Origin of the sequence: Dokdonella sp. (genome assembly GCF_035511235.1) — a bacterium.
Taxonomy (GTDB): domain Bacteria; phylum Pseudomonadota; class Gammaproteobacteria; order Xanthomonadales; family Rhodanobacteraceae; genus Dokdonella.
On record NZ_DATKFQ010000003.1, the window covers coordinates 22,370 to 43,433 of the forward strand.

The following is a 21,064-nucleotide window of genomic DNA, read 5'->3' on the forward strand; positions in this document are numbered from 1 at the left end:
ACGGCCGCCGGCGGCGGTCCATCCCGGGAGGCTGCACGCAGGCTTGGCGATTTAACCATCAATCCCGGCCCGGCGAGCAATCGGCGGCTGCGCCGGCGCTGCGCCGGTCGGCGGCGCGTCAGGTTGTCGCAGGTGCTCGTCAAGTGCGTGCCGCTCGGCCGATGCCGGCATCCGACTTGATCCTGGTCAAGTCGTCCCGGCAGCGCGGCGCCGACACTGCCGCCCGGGATCTTCAATGGGATGGCACATGCAAAGCGGCGAGGACATCTACAACGACACCGTCGTCCGCCAGTTCACGATCGCCACCGTGGTCTGGGGCATCGTGGGCATGGCGGTCGGCCTCTTGATCGCCGCCCAGCTCGCCTGGCCGGCACTGAACTTCGGGGTGCCGTGGCTGAGCTACGGGCGGCTGCGTCCGCTGCATACCAACGCGGTGATCTTCGCGTTCGGCGGCAGCGGCCTGTTCGCGACGGCCTACTACGTCGTGCAGCGCACCTGCCATGTGCGCCTGTTCGGCAACGCGCTGGCCTCGTTCACGTTCTGGGGATGGCAGGCGGTGATCGTGCTGGCGGCGATCACGCTGCCGCTGGGCTTGAGCCAGGGCAAGGAGTACGCCGAGCTGATCTGGCCGATCGACATCCTGATCGCCCTGGTCTGGGTCGCCTACGCGGTCGTGTTCTTCGGCACGATCGTCAAGCGCCGCGTCAAGCACATCTACGTCGCCAACTGGTTCTTCGGCGCGTTCATCCTGGCCGTGGCGGTGCTGCACATCGTCAACAGCATCGCCATTCCGGTGAGCTGGACCGAGTCCTATCCGGTCTACTCCGGCGCGGTCGACGCGATGGTGCAGTGGTGGTACGGCCACAACGCGGTCGGCTTCTTCCTGACCGCCGGCTTCCTCGGGATCATGTACTACTACGTGCCCAAGCAGGCGCAGCGGCCGATCTACTCCTACCGCCTGTCGGTCGTGCACTTCTGGGCGCTGATCTCGGTCTACATGTGGGCCGGTCCGCACCATCTGCACTACACGGCGCTGCCCGACTGGGCCCAGTCGCTCGGTATGGTGTTCTCGCTGATCCTGCTCGCGCCGAGCTGGGGCGGCATGATCAACGGCATCATGACGCTGTCGGGTGCGTGGCACAAACTGCGCACCGACCCGATCCTCAAGTTCATGATCGTCTCGCTGTCGTTCTACGGCATGTCGACCTTCGAAGGTCCGATGATGTCGATCAAGACGGTCAACTCGCTCTCGCACTACACCGACTGGACGATCGGACACGTCCACGCCGGCGCGCTGGGCTGGGTCGCCTTCATCACGATCGGCGCGATCTACAGCATGCTGCCGCGGCTGTACGGGCGCGAGCGCATGTACTCGATCAAGGCGATCGACGCGCACTTCTGGATCGCCACGATCGGCATCGTGCTCTACATCGCCGCGATGTGGATCGCCGGCGTCATGCAGGGCCTGATGTGGCGTGCCACCAATGCCGACGGCACGCTGACCTACACGTTCATCGAGTCGGTCCGGCAGACCTATCCCTACTACGTCACCCGCTTCGTCGGCGGCCTGATGTTCCTGTCCGGCATGCTGCTGATGGCCTGGAACGTCTGGCGCACCGTGGTGCCGCTGCGCGAGCCGCCGCGGATCCCGGTTGCGGCACCGGCGCACGCCTGAGGAGCCCGCGATGAAACACGAACTGATCGAGAAGAACGTCGGCCTGATGGCGATCCTGATCGTCCTGGCGATCGCGGTCGGCGGCCTGGTCGAGATCGTGCCGCTGATGTTCCAGGCGCAGACGATCGAGCCCGCGCCCGGCGTCAAGCCGTACTCGCCACTGCGCCTGGCCGGCCGCGACGTCTACATCCGCGAGGGCTGCTACGGCTGCCATTCGCAGATGGTGCGCACGCTGGCGTCCGAGACGCTGCGCTACGGTCCGTACTCGACCGCCGGCGAGTCGGTCTACGACCGTCCGTTCCAGTGGGGCTCCAAGCGCACCGGACCGGATCTGGCGCGCGTCGGCGCCCGCTACTCGGACGACTGGCATCGCGTGCATCTGAAGAATCCGCGCGACGTGGTGCCCGAGTCGAACATGCCCGGCTATCCGTGGCTGTCGCAGGCACTGGTCGACCCGGACCAGATCGAGAAGAAGATGAAGGTGCTCGCACTGATGGGGCATCCATACAGCGAGGAGGACTTCGCCGGCGCACGCGCCGCGGTGACCGGGCAGACCGAGGTGGACGCGGTCGTCGCCTATCTGCAGGGCTTGGGCGTCACGCCGAAGGAGGCCGCGCCATGATGTCGGGAATCTTCACTGCATTGCTGCTGACGCTGTTTCTCGGCGTCTGGGTCTGGGCCTGGGGCGCGCCGCGCCGCCAGCGGTTCGGCGAGGCGGCACGCCTGCCGCTCGAGGACGATGCGGCCGCCAAGCCGGCACGCGAGGTGCGGCCATGAGCGGCGGCTGGAGTCTCTACGTCATCGCGCTGACCGTGCTCAACATCGTCGGCCTGGTCTGGCTGCTGCTGGCCACCGCCCGCGGCAGCGCGCCGACCGCGCCGGATGCGCCGGTCGAGACGATGGGCCACGTCTGGGACGGCGACATCGCCGAGCTCAACAATCCGCTGCCGCGCTGGTGGCTGTGGCTGTTCGTGCTCAGCGTGGTCTTCAGCATCGGCTATCTGGTGTTCTATCCGGGCCTGGGCAACTTCGCCGGCCGGCTCGGCTGGACCTCGGGCGGCGAGGTCGAGCGCACGCTGGCGGCGACCAACGCCAAGCTCGAATCGCTGTACGCGGGCTTCCGGGACCGGCCGCTGGCCGAGCTCGCGCGCGATCCGGCCGCGACCAAGGTCGGCCGCAACGTGTTCGCGAACCAGTGCGCGGCCTGCCACGGTTCCGATGCGCGCGGCGCCAAGGGCTATCCGAACCTGGTCGACGCCGACTGGCTGTACGGCGGCGATCCGGACACGGTGCTGGCCAGCGTGCTGCACGGCCGGCACGGCATGATGCCGCCGCTGGCCGCGACGCTGCCGGGCGAGGGCGTCGACGAGGTCGCCCATTACGTGCTGTCGCTGTCCGGACAGGATCACGACCAGCGGCTGGCCGCGCTCGGCAAGCCGAAGTTCGAGACGATCTGCGCGGCCTGCCACGGCGTCGCCGGCACCGGCAACAACGCGCTCGGCGCGCCGAACCTCACCGACGACGTCTGGCTGCACGGCGGCGGCGATCTGGCCGCGATCCGCGAGGCGGTCGTCTACGGACGCAGCGGCACGATGCCGGCCTGGGAGCCGCTGATCGGCACCGACCGGGCGCGCCTGGCCGCGGCCTGGGTGCTCTCGCAGGCGGCCGAGAATGCCGCGGCCGATGCCGCCACCAGCGCCGACCGCGCGACGCCGGGAGCGGGCGCCTCGCCATGAGCACGTACCGCCCCGAGCCAGGTGCATTGCGCCCAGCCGAACGATCCGCGCGCGACTCTGCCGCGCGCCGGATCGGGGCGGTGGTCTGGCCCTCGTTCTTCGCCGCCGGCGTCGCGACGATGGTGTTCTTCGCGATCGTCGATCCGCTCGATCTGGCCGCGATCACCTGGCCCAAGGTCGAGATCAGCCGCCAGGCCGGCTATACGATCGGCTTCTTCATGTTCTGGCTGTGCACGTTCGGCGCGTGCGCGTTCACGGCGCTGCTGATCGCGCCGCCGCTGCACGCGCCCGACCGCGATCCGCCGGAGCCGCTGTGAAGCCGCGCCTGGACATCGCCGTGCTCGGTGCCGACGGCGGGCTCTACGCGAAGGAGTCCAAGGTCTATCCGCGCGAGGTCGACGGCCGCTTCCAGCGCCTGCGCACGGCGGCGGTGTTCTGGCTGCTCGGCATGTTCTACGTGTTCCCGTGGATCAGCATCGGCGGCCAGCAGCTGGTGCTGTTCGACCTGCCGGCGCGGCGCTTTCACGTATTCGGTCTGACGTTCTGGCCGCAGGACTTCTACCTGCTGACGATGCTGCTGGTGATCGCCGCGGTCAGCCTGTTCTTCTTCACCGCGCTGGCCGGCCGGCTGTGGTGCGGCTATGCCTGTCCGCAGACGGTGTGGACCGAGGTGTTCCTGTGGATCGAGCGCCGCATCGAGGGCGACCGCAACGCGCGCATCAAGCTCGACAAGGCGCCGTGGAGCCGCGCCAAGCTGCTGCGCAAGACCGCCAAGCAGGCGGTGTGGATCGGCTTCGCGCTGTGGACCGGTTTCACGTTCGTCGGCTTCTTCACGCCGATCCGCGAGCTGTCGGCCGAGCTGCTCGGCTGGACGCTCGGCGGCTGGGAGGCGTTCTGGATCGTGTTCTATGCGCTGGCGACCTACGGCAACGCCGGCTTCCTGCGCGAGCAGGTCTGCAAATACATGTGCCCGTACGCGCGCTTCCAGAGCGCGATGTTCGACAAGGACACGCTGGTCATCAGCTACGACACCGCGCGCGGCGAGCCGCGCGGCCACCGCAAGCGCGGCGCCAACCTGCGCGTGGTGTCCGACGCCGCGCGCAGCGAGAGCGCCGAACCGGTCCTCGGCGACTGCATCGACTGCCTGGCCTGCGTGCAGGTCTGTCCGACCGGGATCGACATCCGCAACGGCCTGCAGATCGAGTGCATCGCCTGCGCGGCCTGCATCGACGCCTGCGATGCGGTCATGGACAAGATGCGCTACCCGCGCGGCCTGATCCGCTACACGACCGAGAACGCGCTGGCCGGCCAGCGGCCGCGCCTGCTGCGCCTGCGCACCGCGATCTACGCCGGGCTGTTGAGCGCGTTCGTCGGCGCGTTCGTCTGGGCGGTGGCGGCGCGCGCGCCGGTCATCGTCGAGGTGCTGCACGACCGCAACACGCTGTTCCGCAGCATCCGCCAAGGCGCGATCGAGAACGGCTATGCGGTCAAGCTCGTCAACAAGACCGACGCCGAGCTCGCGCTGACGATCCGTCCCGATACCGACCTGCCGCTGCGCATGCTCGGCGCGCCGGCGGTGACGCTGGCCGCCGGCGAGGTGTACTCGCTGCCGATGACGCTGCGCGCCGAAGGCGGCCAGGTCCACGGACGCCACCGGATCGCGGTGCTGGTGACCGGCCCCGACGGCACGGTGCTGGCGCGCGGCAAATCCCACTTCTTCGCCCCGGAGTCGCCATGAACGCCCATTCCGCTGCGCTGCATCCGTCGACGCGGCCGGCTCTGGCCTGGTATCGCGTGCCGGAGGTCTGGCTGATCGTGGTGCTGCTCGGCGCCACGGTGATCGGCTCGCTGTCGCTGGTCGTGACCGCGGTGCGCACGCCCGATGCGCATATCGCCGTGCCCGGCGACGTGCCGCGGCCGAGCAAGATTCCGCCGATCGCCCAGCAGCCGCCGCCGCTGCCGGCGAAGGCCGGCTGACGAAGCCGCCGTGACGCGCTGCTTCCATTGCCACGAGCCGGTGCCCGCCGCGGTGCGGCTGAACGCTCGCGTCGGCGGCGGCGAGCGGCCGGTGTGCTGCATCGGCTGCCGCGCCGCGGCCGAATGGATCGACGGCCTCGGCCTGGCCGACTACTACCGCCTGCGCAGCGAGCCGGCCGCGCCGGCCGCAGCCGCCGATGCCTACGAGGCCTGGGATCGTCCGCAGCTGGCGCGGCTGCACGTGCGCCGGCGCGGTCCCGATCGCGCCGAGGTCGTCGTGCTGGTCGAGGGCCTGCGCTGTGCGGCCTGCGCCTGGCTGATCGAGCGCGCGCTCGGTGCCGAGCCGGGCGTGCACGAGGTCGGCGTCAACGCGGCCGCGCGCCGCGTCGTGCTGGCCTACGATCCGAAGCGTACGCAGCTCTCGTCACTGCTGTCGGCGCTGGCGCGGCTCGGCTACACGCCGCATCCGCTGACCGCCGACGCGATCGATTCGCTGCGCCAGCGCGAGACGCGCGATGCGCTCAAGCGGCTGGTCGTGGCCGGACTCGGCGCGATGCAGGCGATGATGTACGCGGTCGCGCTGTATGCCGGCGTGTTCGACGGCATCGACCCGGCGGTGCGCGACTTCTTCCGCTGGCTCGGCTTCCTGGTCGCCACGCCGGTGGTGCTGTACTCGGCGCGTCCGTTCTTCGCCGGCGCGCTGCGCGAGTGGCGCGCGCGCCGGCTGTCGATGGACACGCCGGTCGCGCTGGCGATCGGCGCGATCTACGTCGCCAGCCTGGTCGAGACGCTGCGCGGCGGCCACGAGATCTATTTCGATTCGGTCAGCATGTTCGTGTTCTTCCTGCTGGCCGGGCGCATGGTCGAGATGCGCGCGCGGCATCGCGCCGGCGACGTCGTCGACGCGCTGGCGCGGCTGCAGCCGCCGCTGGCCGAGCGCCGCGGCGGCGAGGGCTTCGAGACCGTCGGCGTGCACGAACTGGTCCCCGGCGACGTGGTACGCGTCGGCGCCGGCGCGGCGATCCCGGCCGACGGCGTGCTCGCCGGTCCCGCCTGCCGCGTCGACGAGTCGCTGGTCAGCGGCGAATCGGCGGCGCGCACGCGCCGGCCCGGCGAGACGGTGATCGCCGGCAGCCTCGTGCTCGACGGCCCGGTCGAGATCCGCGTCGAGCGCGTCGGCGCCGATACCGTGCTGGCCGGCGTGGTGCGTCTGGTCACGCGCGCCGCCGGCGAGCGCCCGCAGCTGGCACGGCTGGCCGACGCGCGCGCGTCGCGCTTCGTCGTGCGCGTGCTGCTGCTGACTATCGCGACCGCGGCGGTCTGGAGCCTGATCGACCCGGCGCGCGCGTTCACCGCAGCGCTGGCGGTGCTGGTCGTCAGCTGCCCCTGCGCGTTCGCGCTCGCGGTGCCGGCTGCGCTGACGCGCGCGGTCGCGGTGCTCGCCGCGCGTGGCGTGCTGGTCGTCGACGCCGACGCGCTCGAGGCGCTGGCGACGGCCGACCGTTTCGTGTTCGACAAGACCGGCACGCTGGCCGAGCCGCAGCTCGACCTGGCCGCGACCGAGGTCCGGCGCGGCAGCCGCGATGCGGCCGTCGCGATCGCCGCCGCGCTCGAGCAGGGCAGCGATCATCCGCTGGCGCGCGCGGTGCGCCGCGCCGCCGGCGCGTGCGCAGTGCCGCCGGTCGAGGAGCTGCGCCATGTCGGCGGCGCCGGCGTCGAAGGCCGCGTCGGCGGCCGCCGCTACCGGCTCGGCCGCGCCGCGTTCTCGCTCGGCGATGCGGCAACCGGAGACGATGCGCTGGTGCTGTCGGACGCCGACGGCATCGTCGCGCGGTTCGCGCTGTCCGAGCAGCCGCGCGCCGGCGCTGCGCGCCTCGTGCACGGCCTGCGCGCCGAAGGCGCCGGCTGCGAGATCGTCAGCGGCGACGCGCCCGCGCGCGTCGCGGCGATGGCCGATCGGCTCGGCATCGAGTGCTGGCAGGCCGCCGCGCAGCCGGCCGACAAGCTGGCCCGACTCGGCGAGCTGCGCGCACAGGGCCATCGCGTCGCGATGGTCGGCGACGGCGTCAACGATGCGCCGGTGCTGGCCGGCGCCGATGTCGCCGTGGCGATCGGCGAGGGCGCCACGCTGGCGCAGGCGGCCAGCGGCATCCTGCTGCCGGCCGAGCGACTCGATGCGCTGCTCGACGCGCGCGCGATCGCGCGGCAGATGCTGCGTACGCTGCGCCAGAACCTCAACTGGGCGCTCGGCTACAACCTGTCGGTGGTACCGCTGGCCGCGTTCGGCCTGGTGCCGCCGTGGCTGGCGGCGATCGGCATGTCGGCCAGTTCGGTCGTCGTGATCGTCAACTCGCTGCGGATCGGCCGTGCCGCGCCGCGGCCGCAGGCGCCGCCGCGCGCGGTCGCGGTACGCCCTCGGGAGCGCACGGCATGAACATCATCCTGCTGCTGATCCCGCTCAGCATCGCCTTGCTCGCGCTGGCGGTCTGGGCGTTCTTCTGGGCCGTCAACCACGCCCAGTTCGACGATCTCGACACCCCGGCGCTGAGTCCGCTCGCCGAGGACCGGCCGCCGGCCGGGGAGGGCGGCCGATGAGCACGCCGCTCGGCTCCGTCGCGGCCCTGCTGCTCGGCGTCGTCGCCAGCGGCCATTGCGTGCTGATGTGTGGCGGCATCTCCGGCGCACTCGGCATCGTCACCGCGAAGGACCGGCGCGGCGGTACGCGCCGCCTGCTGCTGGTCGGCTACCAGGCCGGTCGGATCACGTCCTATGCGCTGGCCGGCGCGCTGATCGGCGGCATCGGCGGCGGCATCGTCGGTCTGCTCGACATCGACGGCGTCCGCGCCGCCCTGCGCGCGGCGAGCGCCGCCGCACTGCTGCTGTCGGCGCTGGTGATCCTCGGCCGTTTGCGCGATCCGGGCGACATCGTCGGCCGCCGGATCTGGCTGCGCCTGGCGCCGCTCGGACGCAGGCTGATGCCGGTCGCGACGTTCCCGCGCGCGTTCGCGTTCGGCATGGTCTGGGGCTGGATGCCGTGCGGCTTCGTCTACACGGTGCTGCTGATCGCGGCGGTCTCGGCCGATCCGGTCCAGGCCTCGGCGACGATGGCCGCCTTTGGTCTCGGCACGCTGCCGGCGATGCTGGCGGCCGGCTGGGGCGCGCCGCGGCTGATGGCCTGGTCCGGCCGCCGCAACGTGCGCCGCGCCGCCGGCATGGCGCTGCTGACCTGCGCGGCACTGGTGATGTCGGGGCCGTGGCTGGTCGCGCAGATGCCGGGCCTGCATGGCTGGTTGCCGTTCGACTGCACGACGGCGTACTGAGGCGTCGCTGCGGCGAGGCGGCGGACGAGGCGCATTCCATGCGTTTCTCAATTGCGAATGGTTCGCATCTGATTTAGACTGCCAAATCTCCGCCCCAGCCGCGTCAGCCCGGGCTCCGCTTTCTCTCGGGGATCCCGCCATGAAGTCACCCTCCTCACTGGTCGGCGGCCTGCTCGCCGCGCTCGTTCCATTTCTCGCCCACGCGCACACGCCATACCTGGCGCCGGCCAGCTTCGAGCCGATGCACGGCGGCCGGGTCACGCTCGACGCCGCGTTCGCCGAAGAGCTGTTCGTGCCCGAGGTCGTGTTCGACGACAGCGAATTCGTCGTGCTCGGTCCCGACGGGGCGCGCGTGCCGGCGCAGACCGTGCATCGGCTGAAGACGCGCGCGGTGATCGAGCACACGCTGGACGCGAAGGGCACCTACCGTTTCAGCAGCGGCCGCCGGCTCGGCGCGGTGTTCCGCACCTGGACGCTCGACGGCAAGACCGAGAGCACGCGCGATCCGGCCAAGCAACTGCCGCCCGGCGCTCAGCTGATCGCGCACTACCAGTCGGTCAACCTGGCCGAGAGCTACGTCACGCTCGGCGCGCCGTCGCGCGCGGCATTGACGCCGACCGGCTCGGGCCTGGAGATCGTGCCGGTCACGCATCCGAGCGACCTCTACACCGGTGAGGACTTCGCGTTCGAGCTGCGCTTCGACGGCGCGCCGCTGCCCGGCGCGACGGTCGAGATCTTTCCGGCGACCGGCGACGGCCGCAGCAAGCAGGCGGCCGCCAAGCTGACGACCGATGCCGCCGGCAAGGCGACGTTCGCGCTGACCACGGCCGGGATCTGGCTGGCCGTGGTCCGCCATCGCGGCAAGGCACCGGCCGGTGCGGCCGCGCCGGAGTATGGCTACGGCTACACGCTGAGCTTCCGCGTGCTCGATCCCTGAGTCCGCGCGCCATCCGTTTCCGCACCTGCACCGAGGCTGCCGCGAATCCGGACTCCGCAGGACCTTTCACGCCGGCGCGATCGCGCCGCCGGCGCTCCATTCGTTCCGTTCGACGAGGTTGTCATGAACAAGCATCCGCTGGGCGTGCTGATCGCCCTGGTCCTCACCGCGTGCCCGGCGTTCGCCGCCGGGACGTCCAACGCCGCCACGGACGCTGCCAAGGGCGCCGCCAAGGGCGCCGCCAAGGCGACCCTGGCCGAGCCGGCCGGCCATCGCGAGGACGGTGCGGCCGCGATCGCGCGCTTCGTCGAGCAGTTCGACAGCAGCGGCGACGGCCGGGTCGATCGCGCCGAGTTCGACGCCTTCCGCCTCAAGCGCTATGCCGAGACCGACGAGAACGGCGACGGCAGCGTCGAGGTGGACGAGTACGTGCTCGAGTACGCCGTGCGCAACGACCGCCAGATCGAGGCGGCGCGCGCGCGTCATGTCGAACAGACCCATACGCGCTTCCGTTCGCTCGACGCCGACGGCAACGGCTACGTCGACCGCGCCGAGTACGACGCCTCGGGAACCCGCGCATTCGCGCGCGGCGACGCCGACAAGAACGGGCGCATCGAGGCCGCCGATCCGGAGCCCGGGCGCGAGGCGCCGGCCGCCGCGGCTGGCACGGAGATGGTGGCGGCCAAGGCGGCTAGCACCGGTGCCGCGCGCGCGTCCGGTGCACCGCGGCGCGACGTCATCGCGATGCCGAGCACGCATACGCGCGCCGGCATGCTCGAGATCTACGATGCCGACGGCGACGGCGCGGTATCGCGCGAGGAGTTCGACCGGCTGCGCGGCGAGGCGTATGCGCGCACCGACGCCAATGGCGACGGCCGGATCGACGCGGAGGAATACCTGCTCGAGTTCGAGGACCGCCTCGACCGCCAGATCGCGCGCACGCGCGAGAATCGCGACAAGCAGTCGGCGGTGCGCTTCAAGGCGCTGGACACCGACAAGGACGGGCGCATCAGCCCTGCCGAGTACGCCGCGTCCGGCAAGCGCATGTTCGAACGCCTGGATACCAATGGCGACGGCGTCGTGGCCGGTGACGATCCGCCGCCGCCGCCGCGCGAGAACGCCGCAGGCGCCGCGTCGCGCTGATCGCGCCACCCGACATCCGCCGGCCCCGCGAACGCGGCAGCCGGCACCGGAGACAACGACGATGAACCATGCCATTCGCGGCGTGCTGGCCGCGCTCGCGCTCGCGCTGGCGGTACCGGCCGCAGCCGAGCCGTCCCTGCGTCAGCGCGACAACGTGCTCGGCACCTCGTTCGAGCTGGCCATGGCCGGCGTGCCCGAGGCCGACGTCGACCGGGCACTGGACGCGGCACTCGCCGAGATCGCGCGCCTGGACGGCGTGCTCAGCGTCTGGCGCGACGACAGCGAGCTGGCGCGCTACAACGCGGGCAGCGAGCCGCGCAGCCTGTCGCCGGAACTGAAGGCGGTGCTGCGCGCCTGCGAACACTGGCGCGAGCAGACCGCCAGGGCCTTCAGCTGCCGGCTCGGCAGCGTACTCGCGCGCTGGCGTGCCGCGGCCGGCGCCGATGCCCCGCCGGACCGGGCCGAGCTGCGCAAGCTGGCGCGTGCGATCGATCGCGCGGCGGTCGACCTCGATGCCGAGCGCGTCGTGCGGCCGGCCGGGATCGCCTGGGAAGCCGATGCATTGGCCAAGGGCTGGATTCTCGACCGCGCGCTGGAACGGGTGCGCCGGGCGGCGCCGGCCGCGACCGGCATCCGCATCGACATCGGCGGCGACGCGGTCTACTGGGGCGAGCCGGCGCGCGGCACGCCATGGCGCGTCGCGCTGGCCGATCCGCAACGGCCCAGCGACAACGGCGGTGCGATCGCCACGCTCGAGCTGCGCTCGCAGGCGATCGCGGCGAGCGGACACGGCAGCCGCGGCATCGAGATCGCGCGCAAGCGCTACGGCCACATCGTCGATCCGAAGGAGGGCTGGCCGCTGGCGTACGCGCCGTCCGCATTCGTCGTCGCCCCCGACGCCGCCACCGCCGATGCGTTGGCTACCGCGCTGACGGTGATGCCGATCCGCGCCGGCCTGGACCTCGTCGAGAGCCTGCCGGACGTCGAGGCGCTGATCGTCACCGAGGCCGGTACGCCGTTCGCGTCGTCCGGCTGGCCGGCGCTGCTCGGCGCCGGGACGCGCAGCGATCCGTCCTGGCCGGCGGGCTTCGCGTTCGCGGTCGACTACGAGATTCCGCAGCAATCGGCGGCCGGGTACCGCCGGCCGTACCTGGCGATCTGGATCGCCGCCGCGGACGGCGCGCCGCTGCGCCAGCTGATCGTGCTCGGCGACAGTGCGCGCTGGCTGCGCGAACTGCCGACCTGGTGGCGCCGCTACGGCCGGCGCGACGAGTCGGCGATCCACGGCATCGCGCGCGAGACGCGCCGGCCCGGCCGCTACACGGTGACCTGGGACGGCCGCGACGACCACGGCCGGGCGCTCGCCGCCGGCGACTACGTGCTCGTCGTCGAAGCGGCGCGCGAACACGGCGGTCACGAGCTGCTGCAAGTGCCGTTCGCGGTCTCGGCGCAGCCGGTCGAGGTCGAGCGCAGCGGCAGCAGCGAGGTCGGCCGCGTCCATCTGAGTTTCGGCCCGCAGGCGCGCTGAGCCGCCGCGCAACCCATTCCCCCGCAGCGACGCCGGACGGCGCCGCTGCCGATCACCGAGCAACGCAGCGGCCGCACGGCCGCCCGCCCCGCAGCCAGGTATCGAAGCCGCGCCCCATCGGCAGCGGCCTCCTTCTTCGTTCTCTCACTGCGGAGCTTCCACGACATGAACGCGCTTCTCCCTTCCCGCCGCCGGCCTCTGCCGGTGCGCTCGCTGCTGGCCCTGGCGGTCGCCGCCGCACTGGCCGTCCCGGCCGCGGCACAGACCGCACCCGCAGACGGCGATGCCGACAGCGCCGACACGCTGCAGACGATCCTGGTCGAGGCTGCCGCCGAGCAGCCGGCGCAGTCGGCCACCGCCAACGTCACGGTGATCTCGGCCAAGCAGCTCGACGAGGAGATGGCACGCAGCTTCGACGATGCGGTGCGCTACATCCCCGGCGTCAGCGTGACCGACATCGGCCGCTTCGGTTCGACCGGCTTCAACATCCGCGGTCTGGAAGGCGATCGCGTCGCGATCACCGTCGACGGCCTCAGCCTCGGCGACACGCTCGACCCGGTCAGCTACCAGGCCTACGACTTCTTCCGCGCGATGCGCGGCGGCGTCGACATCGACGCGCTCAAGACGATCGAGGTCATCAAGGGCGCCGACTCGATCACCGCCGGCAGCGGCGCGCTCGGCGGCGCGGTGGTCCTGGTCACCAAGGACGCGGCGGACTATCTCAAGGCCGCCGGCAACGACACCTACGTGGCGATCAAGACCGCCTACGCCAGCGACAGCGACGAGGCCGCGGCGACCGCCACGTTCGCGAACCGGACCGGCATCGTCGAATCGATGCTGCTCTACACCCGGCGCCGCGGCAACGAGCGGATGTCGCACTTCGAGGTGCCGGGCACGACCGGCCCGGAGCGGCGCACGCCCGATCCGATGGAGACCGACAGCGACAACCTGCTGGCCAAGGTCGACTTCGTGCTGTCGCAGGCGCACCGGTTCGGCGTGGTCGTCGAACGCGCCGAGTCGACCGTCGACAGCGCCGCGCTGTCGCGCCTGGACGCGAGCTATCTGACGCGCACCGGCCACGACGTCTCCGACCGCGACCGCTACGGCCTGCACTACACCTGGACCGCCGACGGCGCGCTGTTCGACACGATGGAATGGCGCTACGACCACCAGAAGCAGGACACCGCCGGCCTGACCACGATGCTGTTCAATTCCTCGACCTGTCCGCAGGGCCAGCGTCCGTGCCTGCGCACCGAGGATCGCGACTATGCGCAGACGCTGGACCGGATGACGGTGCATTTCGACAAGGCGTTCGAGAGCGGCGCGGTGACGCACGCGCTGATGTACGGACTGGCCTACCAGAGGCGCGACGCGTCGTTCTCGGCGGTGGATACGCGCTACGTCGGCCAGACCGGCGAGATCGGTTTGATCGAGGTCGATCCGGACCTGGTGCCCGAGACCGACATCGACAGCTGGAACCTCTACCTGCGCGACCGCATGACGATCGGCGAGCGCTTCGGCGTCACCGCCGGCCTGCGCTACGACCGCTACGACTACCAGCCCTCGTTCGACCCGCAGTTCGAGGATCCCAGCGGCACGATCGGCGACGTCAGCTTCTCATCGCCGACCTGGCAGCTCGGCGCCGACTTCCGGCTCACCGACGCGCAGACGATCTGGGCCCAGGTCGGCCGCGGCTTCCGCGCGCCGACGGTCGAGGACATGTACTCGCCGACCTCGACCACGCCGGGCGTCGAGGCCGGCAGCGGCGCCGAGGTCGAGCTGTGGGATTCGGTGGCCAATCCGGACCTGGAGGCCGAAAAGAGCCTCAACGCCGAGATCGGCTGGCGCTGGCAGAGCGACCGCCAGCTGTTCGGCATCTCGGCCTATCGCGACCGCTATTCGAACTTCATCGAGCAGGTCACGCGGGTGCGCAATCCGGACACCGGCTACGAGGTCTGCAATACTGACGGAAGCTGCACGATCGAGTACGGCGACGAGTACCTGACCCCCGAGAACGCCGGCCGCGTGACCGTCAAGGGCATCGAGGTCGAGGGCCGCTGGCTGCTCGGGCGCGACTTCAGCCTGCGCCTGGCCTATTCGTACAACGAGGGCGAGAAGCGCAACGGCGATCCGCTGACCAGCATCGTGCCGGCGTCCGGCGTGATCGGCCTGCGCTACCTGGCGCCGTCGCGGCGCTGGAGCGTCACCGGCAATCTGACCCACTCGGCGGCCAAGAAGCGCGGCGACGCGGTCGAGACCGCCGAGGACGGCAGTCTGGAGCCGACTTCGGACTTCCTGAGCGACCGCTACACGGTGTTCGATCTGCTCGCCAACGTCGCGATCACCGACAAGCTGCGCCTCAACGCCGGCGTCTACAACCTGTTCGACGAGGAATACCTGCGCTGGCAGCGCGTGCGCTTCGTCACCGAAGGCTCGGGCGGCGTGCGCGGCGGCGTGCGCGGCGACGGCATCGACCGCTATACCGAGCCCGGTCGCAACGTGCGCGTCTCGTTGACCTATCGGTTCTGACGACGCCGCCCCGCGGTGCGGATCGGAACCGGTCCGCGCCGCACCGCCTTGGATGCATCGCCGCATCGGGGCGCGCAGCGCGATCAGGCCAGCGCGCGATTCTCGTCCTCGCCGCCCTCGGCCAGCGCGTGCAATGCGGCTGGATCGAGGATGCGCACGGTCCTGCGGTCGACCCGGACCAGACCCTGCGCCTGCAGCCGCGAGAACAGCCGGCTGATCGTCTCGATCACCAGGCCGAGGTAGTTGGCCATGTCCTGGCGCGACATGCTCAGCCGCAGCTCGAGCGGGTCGTGGCCGGTCGCGGCACGGCGCTCGGACAGGTGGCGCAGGAAGATCGCCAGGCGCGACAGCGCCTGCTTGCGGCCCATCATGACCGGATGCTGCTGCTCGCGGACGAACTCGCGGCTCATCACGCGGAACAGCTGATGCTGCAGTCCCGGCACCTGGGCCGCGACGCGGCTGAGCTGCTCGAACGGTATCTCGCAGACGCTGGCGCGCTCGAGCGCCTCGGCGGTGCATTGGTGGCGCTCGCCGGCCAGGCCGTCGAAGCCGACGATCTCGCCGCTCAGGTGAAAGCCGAGAATCTGGGTGTCGCCTTCGGGCAGCGTGACCGACGTCTTCAGCGAGCCGGAGCGCACGACGAACAGCGAGGGGTGTTCGGAGCCTTCGCGGAACAGCGTCGCGCCGCGGTCGAGCGGCTGGCGCCGCTTGACCAGATGATCGAGCCGGGCCAGATCCTGGCCGCCGATCGACGCCGGCAGGCACAGCGCGTGCAGCGCACAGGCCGAGCACGACTGGCGCAGTTCGCCGAGGTCGACGACGCGCGCCTCGGCGTCGTGTGCTGCCGACCGCGGCGCGGCCGGCGCAGCGGAGCTCGGGGGCGGCGCGCTCACAGCGTGCGCGAGTAGCGCGCGGCGGGCGCCGCGCCGGGGTGCAGATAGGCGTCGAAGCACATCGCGACGTTGCGCAGCAGCAGGCGGCCGGCCGGATGCACGACGATCCGCTGCGGCGTCAGCGCGACCAGCCCGTCGCGCTCGAGCGCCTGCAGGCGCTGCAGGGCGTCGGCGAAATAGGTCGCGAAGTCGAGCCGGTGGCGCCGTTCGACCGCGCCGACATCGATCGCGTCGTGGCACATCAGCTGCTGGATCACGTCGGCGCGCGCCAGATCGTCGCCGTCCAGGCGCAGGCCGCGGTCGATCGGCTGGCGGCCGGCGTCGAGCGCCTGCTCGTAGGCGGGCAGGTCGCGCAGGTTCTGGCTGAACGTCGCGCCGACGTGGCTGATCGCGCTGACGCCCAGGCCGATCAGATCGCACTCGGCATGCGTCGAATAGCCCTGGAAATTGCGCTGCAGCGTGCCGCCGGACTGGGCGCGGCTGAGCTCGTCGTCGGGCAGCGCGAAGTGGTCCATGCCGATGTAGCGGTAGCCGGCCGCGGTCAGCACCTCGACGCAGCGGCCGAGCAGGGCCAGGCGCATCGAGGCATCGGGCAGGTCGGCCGCGGCGATCCGGCGCTGCGCGCGGAAGCGCTCGGGCAGGTGCGCGTAGGCATAGGTGACGATGCGCTGCGGCCGCAGCGCGACGACGGTCCGGAGCGTGCGCGTGAAGCGCTCCGGCGTCTGCTTCGGCAGGCCGTAGATCAGGTCGACGCTGACCGAGCGGAAGCCGTGCGCATGCGCCGCGTCGATCACCGCGCCGACCTGGGCCGGCGACTGGACGCGGTTGATCGCCTTCTGCACGTCCGGATCGAAATCCTGGATGCCGAGCGAGAGCCGGTCGAAGCCGAGTTCGGCCAGATCGCGCACGTAGGCCGCGTCGGCATGGCGCGGGTCGAGCTCGATGCCGAACTCGCGCTGGCCGCGTTCGGCCGGCGCGAAGCGCGCCTCGATCGCCTCGACCAGCGTGCGCAGCTGGCGCGTGTCGAAGAAGTTCGGCGTGCCGCCGCCGAGGTGCAGCTGCAGCAGCGGCCGGTCGCGGTCGAACAGCGGCGCGACGCGGTCGAGCTCGGCGAGCAGGTGTGCCAGGTAGCGATCGGCCTTGCGCCGGTCGCGCGTGATGAGGCGCGTGCAGCCGCAGTAGAAGCACGGGCTGGCGCAGAACGGCACGTGCACGTACAGCGACAGCGGCCGCGGAATCGGATCCTCGTTGGACGCGCGGGCGGCGCACCGGAAGTCCTCGGCGCCGAAGTCGGCACGGAACTGCGGCGAAGTCGGGTACGAGGTATAGCGCGGGCCGCTGGTGTCGTAGCGGGCGATCAGGTCGGCATCGAAGACCGGAACGGCATCGGCCGGAAGCGGGGCGGTGCGGAGCAGGGACATGCCGCCATCGTGCCGTGGCCGCCACAGGCGGACTTGATCCGGATCAAAGTCGCCGCGATCCATCGCCGCCGGGCGAAGATCAGTTCGCCTTGCCGTAGCGCTCGCGCAGCGTCGCGACGCGCTCGACGTAGAGCTTGGTCTCGGCGTACGGCGGGATGCCGCCGTGCTTCTGCACCGCGGCGGGCCCGGCGTTGTAGGCGGCCGTGGCGAGGCGCTCGTCGCCGTTGAAGTGCTTGAGCATCTGTGCGAGATAGCGCGCGCCGCCGCGGATGTTCTCGCCGATGTCGAACGCGTCGATCACGCCGAGGTCGCCGGCCGTGCCCGGCATCAGCTGCATCAGGCCTTGCGCGCCCTTGTGCGACAGCGCCAGAGGGTTGAACGCCGACTCGGCATGGATGACCGCGCGGATCAATGCCGCGTCGACGCCCGACTCGGCCGCGGCTGCGGCGATCTCCTCGCGGTACAGGTCGGTCTTGAGCCGGGTGCTGAGCCAGTCGATCGTCGAATGCACGTCGCAGGCGATGCAGGTCGCGATGTAGGTGAACATCGTCGCGTAGCGCCCGCCGCGCGGCTTGATGTTGGTGTACTCGGTGATGCCGTCGCCGCGGTCGACGCGGTAGACCGCGCCGCTGGTGACCTTGGCCGTGCTGCGCCTGGGCGGCGCGGCGGGCGGCGCGTCCGCCGCGGGCCCGGCCGCCGGTGCGGTGCTGGTCACCCCGGCCGCGGTCGCCTTGACGTCGGGGCGGCTGCTCTGTTCGTAGGTCCACTTGCTGGTGGCGGCCATGCTGCCGGCCGCCGCCGGCTTGCTGGCGGCGGCGCTGGCGGTCGCGAACACCTTGCAGTTGCGAAAGCCCGCGGTGACGTTGCCGTAAGCGATCGTGCCGTCCGGACCCTCGCACTTGTAGACGGTGTCGGCACGCGCCGCGGCGCCCGGCAGCAGGGCCAGGGCGAGCGGCAGCAGCAGCGCGAGCAGCGGTCGGGACGTCATGTGGCGAAGATGGATAGCGCAGCTTCCGGAAAGTTTCCGCCGCCCGTGTCGCAGTTCCCCCTGGCCGATACGTGGCGGCGGCGCGGCGTCCATCATAAACTATTGGGCCATCACCGGTTTCGGACCATCGCTGTCCGCGCCGCAGCCCCGACGACGGCCAGCCCATGCCCGGCAAGCTCTACATCAAGACCCACGGTTGCCAGATGAACGAGTACGACTCGACCAAGATGGTCGACGTGCTGCAGGCGGCGCACGGCCTCGAACTGACCGAGGACGAGCGCGAGGCCGACGTCATCCTGATCAACACCTGCTCGATCCGCGAGAAGGCGCAGGAGAAGGTCTTCAGCCAGCTCGGCCGCTGGCGCGAGCTCAAGCAGCGCAACGAGCGCCTGGTGATCGGCGTCGGCGGCTGCGTCGCCAGCCAGGAGGGCGAGGCGATCGTCAAGCGCGCGCCGTTCGTCGACCTGGTGTTCGGCCCGCAGACGCTGCACCGCCTGCCCGAGATGATCGCCGCCCAGCGCGCGACCGGCCGGCCGCAGGTCGACATCTCGTTCCCGGAGATCGAGAAGTTCGACCGCATGCCCGAGCCGCGCGCCGAAGGACCGACCGCGTTCGTCTCGATCATGGAAGGCTGCTCGAAGTACTGCACCTACTGCGTCGTGCCGTACACGCGCGGCGAGGAGATCAGCCGCCCGTTCGACGACGTCGTCGCCGAGGTCGCGATGCTGGCCGAGCAGGGCGTGCGCGAGGTGACCCTGCTCGGGCAGAACGTCAACGCGTACCGCGGCCCGATGTTCGACGGCGGCACGGCCGACCTCGGCCTGCTGATCCACGCGATCGCCGAGATCGACGGCATCGGCCGGATCCGCTTCACGACCTCGCATCCGATGGAATTCTCCGATTCGCTGATCGACGCCTACGCGAACGTGCCCAAGCTCGCCAATTATCTGCATCTGCCGGTGCAGGCCGGCTCGGACCGGATCCTGGCGGCGATGAAGCGCGGCTACACGGTGCTCGAGTACAAGCAGCGCATCCGCAAGCTGCGCGCGGTGCGGCCGGACATCAGCGTATCGACCGATTTCATCGTCGGCTTCCCCGGCGAGACCGATGCCGATTTCGACAAGACGATGAAGCTGATCGCCGACGTCGGCTTCGACCAGAGCTTCTCGTTCGTCTACTCGTCGCGGCCCGGCACGCCCGCCGCGAACCTGGCCGACGAGACGCCGGCCGCGGTCAAGCAGCAGCGGCTGGCGCGGCTACAGGCGGCGATCAACGACAACGCGCGGCGCATCGCCCAGGGCATGCTCGGCAGCGTGCAGCGCGTGCTGGTCGAAGGCCCCAGCCGCAAGAATCCCGACGAGCTGACCGGCCGCACCGAGAACATGCGCTACGTCAACTTCGCCGGCCCGCGCCGCCTGATCGGCCAGTTCGCCGATGTCGCGATCACCGAGGTCATGAGCAACTCGCTGCGCGGCCGCATCCGCCTGGCCGAGGACGTCGCGGCCTGAGAGCCGCGGCACCGTTCAGCGCAGGCCGGCGATCGCGACCGCGTCCGGCTCGCGGCCGGTCTTCCAGCGCTCGAGGATCGTCCAGCTTTCCGTGTCGATCACCGCGACCTGGTCGCCGCCGCTGATCGCGACGTAGGCGCGGCGGCCGTCCGCGGCGACGCGCACGCCGATCGGCAAGGCGCTGTCGCCGAGCATGCTCGGCTGGTAGCGCACGCCGGGCTCGTCGAGCGTCACGGTCGCCACCGCGCGCCGGGCCGCCCGCTCGAACACCGACAGCGTCGCCGCCTTGGCATTGACGACCAGCACGTGGCGCGCGTCCGGCGTCATCGCGACGCGGATCGGAAAGCCGGCGCTCGGCAGCGTCGCGACCACGGCCAGCGTCGCGATGTCGATCACCGAGACGCTGTCGTCGGCGCGATTGGCGACCCACAGTTCCGCGCCGTCGGGCGTGATCGCGATGCCCTCGGCGCCGGCACCGGTCGCGACGTCGCGCAGGCGCCGCCCGCTCGCCAGGTCGACCACCGACACGACGCCGGCGGCGACCTGGGTCACGTAGGCGCGCTCGCCGTCCGGCGCGAGCGCGACCATGTGCGGCTTGCCGGCGCCGACCGCGATCGCGCGCAGCACGCGGCCGCGCTCGAGGTCGACCTCGACCAGGCTGCCGCTGCCCTCGGTCGTGACCACGGCGCGGCGGCCGTCCGGCAGGAAGCGCAGGCCGTGCGGCCGGCGGTGCCGGCCCAGCGCGATGCTGCGCGTGGCGCGCGACGGCCAGTCGATCACGGTCAGCGTGTCGCCGGCGGAGGCGGCGCCGCCGTAGTCGGCGACGACGACGCGGCGCCCGTCCGGCGAGACCTCGATCTCGTGCGGGCCTGCGCCGGTCGCGATGCGGCCCTGCGAGACGCCGCTGCCGAGGTCGAGGATCTCGACCGAAGCCGCGCTCTTGTTGCCGACCAGCAGCACGCCTTCGGCGCGGGCGGCCGGAGCGGCCAGGGCCGCGCCGAGCAGCAGGATCGTCAGGGCATTCATCGGCTCTCTCCGGCACGGCGTCGCGGCATGTCGCCACGCGTGCGGCAAGGTGTCAACCCGGCGGCGCGCGGATACAATGCGCCGATGCGCCTGTTCATGCAGACCCAGCCGGTCGCCAGCGAAACGCCGAAGTTCTACCAGATCGATCTGGAGCAGGACCTGCTCGGCGGATGGACGCTGTCGCGCGAGTGGGGCCAGCAGGGCGGGCGCAGCAGCCGCAAGCGCGAGCTCTACCTCGAGCGCGATGAGGCCCTGGCGGCATTCGAGAGCGCGCGCGACTCGCAGCTGCGGCGCGGCTTCCAGATCATGTTCAGCCGCGGCCTGTAGCGCGCCTGCGTCCGTCCAGCGCGGCGCATCCCCATTCCCGTGCGCCGCCGCCGGCG

The 21,064-nt window shown here is 71.5% G+C and carries 20 protein-coding genes; 16 read left to right on the forward strand and 4 right to left on the reverse strand.

What is annotated here, in order from left to right; genetic code table 11:
• Positions 1-247: 247 nt before the first annotated feature.
• From ccoN to VMR06_RS01260, 14 genes are all read left to right on the forward strand, one after another.
• Positions 248-1,675 (forward strand): cytochrome-c oxidase, cbb3-type subunit I, encoded by a 1,428-nt coding sequence (gene ccoN / locus VMR06_RS01195; RefSeq protein ID WP_325372141.1) that lies wholly within the window; start codon positions 248-250, stop codon positions 1,673-1,675.
• 10 nt (positions 1,676-1,685) lie between these two features.
• Positions 1,686-2,297, forward strand: a complete 612-nt coding sequence (gene ccoO / locus VMR06_RS01200) for a cytochrome-c oxidase, cbb3-type subunit II (RefSeq protein ID WP_325372143.1) — start codon at positions 1,686-1,688, stop codon at positions 2,295-2,297.
• Positions 2,294-2,452: a cbb3-type cytochrome c oxidase subunit 3 gene (locus VMR06_RS01205; RefSeq protein ID WP_325372145.1), complete on the forward strand. Its 159-nt coding sequence runs from the start codon at positions 2,294-2,296 to the stop codon at positions 2,450-2,452. The genes ccoO and VMR06_RS01205 overlap by 4 nt, the downstream gene beginning before the upstream one ends.
• Positions 2,449-3,411 carry a cytochrome-c oxidase, cbb3-type subunit III gene (ccoP, locus tag VMR06_RS01210; RefSeq protein ID WP_325372147.1) on the forward strand — a complete coding sequence of 321 codons (963 nt, stop codon included), beginning with the start codon at positions 2,449-2,451 and terminating at the stop codon, positions 3,409-3,411. Before VMR06_RS01205 ends, ccoP begins: the two co-directional genes overlap by 4 nt.
• An 80-nt stretch (positions 3,412-3,491) precedes the next feature.
• Complete coding sequence (locus VMR06_RS01215) at positions 3,492-3,728, forward strand: hypothetical protein (RefSeq protein ID WP_414648038.1); 237 nt, start codon at positions 3,492-3,494, stop codon at positions 3,726-3,728.
• Positions 3,725-5,149 carry a cytochrome c oxidase accessory protein CcoG gene (gene ccoG / locus VMR06_RS01220; RefSeq protein WP_325372149.1) on the forward strand — a complete coding sequence of 475 codons (1,425 nt, stop codon included), beginning with the start codon at positions 3,725-3,727 and terminating at the stop codon, positions 5,147-5,149. Before VMR06_RS01215 ends, ccoG begins: the two co-directional genes overlap by 4 nt.
• A complete protein-coding gene (locus VMR06_RS01225; RefSeq protein WP_325372151.1) occupies positions 5,146-5,388 on the forward strand; it encodes a hypothetical protein in 243 nt (80 codons plus the stop codon). Before ccoG ends, VMR06_RS01225 begins: the two co-directional genes overlap by 4 nt.
• A 10-nt stretch (positions 5,389-5,398) precedes the next feature.
• On the forward strand, positions 5,399-7,822 hold the full coding sequence (locus VMR06_RS01230; RefSeq protein WP_325372153.1) for a heavy metal translocating P-type ATPase: 2,424 nt from the start codon (positions 5,399-5,401) through the stop codon (positions 7,820-7,822).
• Positions 7,819-7,983, forward strand: a complete 165-nt coding sequence (gene ccoS, locus VMR06_RS01235; protein WP_325372155.1) for a cbb3-type cytochrome oxidase assembly protein CcoS — start codon at positions 7,819-7,821, stop codon at positions 7,981-7,983. The genes VMR06_RS01230 and ccoS overlap by 4 nt, the downstream gene beginning before the upstream one ends.
• Positions 7,980-8,708, forward strand: coding sequence for a sulfite exporter TauE/SafE family protein (locus VMR06_RS01240; protein WP_325372157.1), 729 nt, complete (start codon positions 7,980-7,982; stop codon positions 8,706-8,708). The genes ccoS and VMR06_RS01240 overlap by 4 nt, the downstream gene beginning before the upstream one ends.
• A gap of 139 nt (positions 8,709-8,847) precedes the next feature.
• Positions 8,848-9,645, forward strand: coding sequence for a DUF4198 domain-containing protein (locus VMR06_RS01245; RefSeq protein ID WP_325372159.1), 798 nt, complete (start codon positions 8,848-8,850; stop codon positions 9,643-9,645).
• Between the two features lie 123 nt (positions 9,646-9,768).
• The gene (locus VMR06_RS01250; protein ID WP_325372161.1) at positions 9,769-10,788 is read left to right on the forward strand and encodes an EF-hand domain-containing protein; all 1,020 of its coding nucleotides are present in this window, start codon (positions 9,769-9,771) and stop codon (positions 10,786-10,788) included.
• Between the two features lie 61 nt (positions 10,789-10,849).
• Entirely contained in the window at positions 10,850-12,316 is a 1,467-nt protein-coding gene (locus VMR06_RS01255; protein WP_325372163.1) for a DUF2271 domain-containing protein, read from the forward strand.
• A gap of 165 nt (positions 12,317-12,481) precedes the next feature.
• Complete coding sequence (locus tag VMR06_RS01260) at positions 12,482-14,845, forward strand: TonB-dependent hemoglobin/transferrin/lactoferrin family receptor (RefSeq protein WP_325372165.1); 2,364 nt, start codon at positions 12,482-12,484, stop codon at positions 14,843-14,845.
• A gap of 83 nt (positions 14,846-14,928) precedes the next feature.
• On the opposite strand, the gene fnr is transcribed toward VMR06_RS01260, so the two are convergent.
• From fnr to VMR06_RS01275, 3 genes are all read right to left on the reverse strand, one after another.
• Positions 14,929-15,738, reverse strand: a complete 810-nt coding sequence (fnr, locus tag VMR06_RS01265; RefSeq protein WP_325372167.1) for a fumarate/nitrate reduction transcriptional regulator Fnr — start codon at positions 15,736-15,738, stop codon at positions 14,929-14,931.
• Positions 15,735-17,159, reverse strand: coding sequence for an oxygen-independent coproporphyrinogen III oxidase (gene hemN, locus VMR06_RS01270; protein ID WP_325372169.1), 1,425 nt, complete (start codon positions 17,157-17,159; stop codon positions 15,735-15,737). The genes fnr and hemN overlap by 4 nt, the downstream gene beginning before the upstream one ends.
• A gap of 79 nt (positions 17,160-17,238) precedes the next feature.
• Positions 17,239-18,147: a lytic transglycosylase domain-containing protein gene (locus VMR06_RS01275; protein ID WP_325372171.1), complete on the reverse strand. Its 909-nt coding sequence runs from the start codon at positions 18,145-18,147 to the stop codon at positions 17,239-17,241.
• Positions 18,148-18,311: 164 nt separating this feature from the next.
• On the opposite strand from VMR06_RS01275, the gene miaB reads away from it, so the two are divergent.
• Positions 18,312-19,655, forward strand: a complete 1,344-nt coding sequence (gene miaB, locus VMR06_RS01280; RefSeq protein WP_325372173.1) for a tRNA (N6-isopentenyl adenosine(37)-C2)-methylthiotransferase MiaB — start codon at positions 18,312-18,314, stop codon at positions 19,653-19,655.
• A 15-nt stretch (positions 19,656-19,670) separates the two neighbouring features.
• Here the strand turns inward: miaB and VMR06_RS01285 are convergent, their stop codons facing one another.
• Entirely contained in the window at positions 19,671-20,681 is a 1,011-nt protein-coding gene (locus VMR06_RS01285; RefSeq protein WP_325372175.1) for a YncE family protein, read from the reverse strand.
• Between the two features lie 84 nt (positions 20,682-20,765).
• On the opposite strand from VMR06_RS01285, the gene VMR06_RS01290 reads away from it, so the two are divergent.
• The gene (locus VMR06_RS01290) at positions 20,766-21,008 is read left to right on the forward strand and encodes a WGR domain-containing protein (RefSeq protein WP_325372177.1); all 243 of its coding nucleotides are present in this window, start codon (positions 20,766-20,768) and stop codon (positions 21,006-21,008) included.
• The last annotated feature ends 56 nt before the right edge of the window (positions 21,009-21,064 follow it).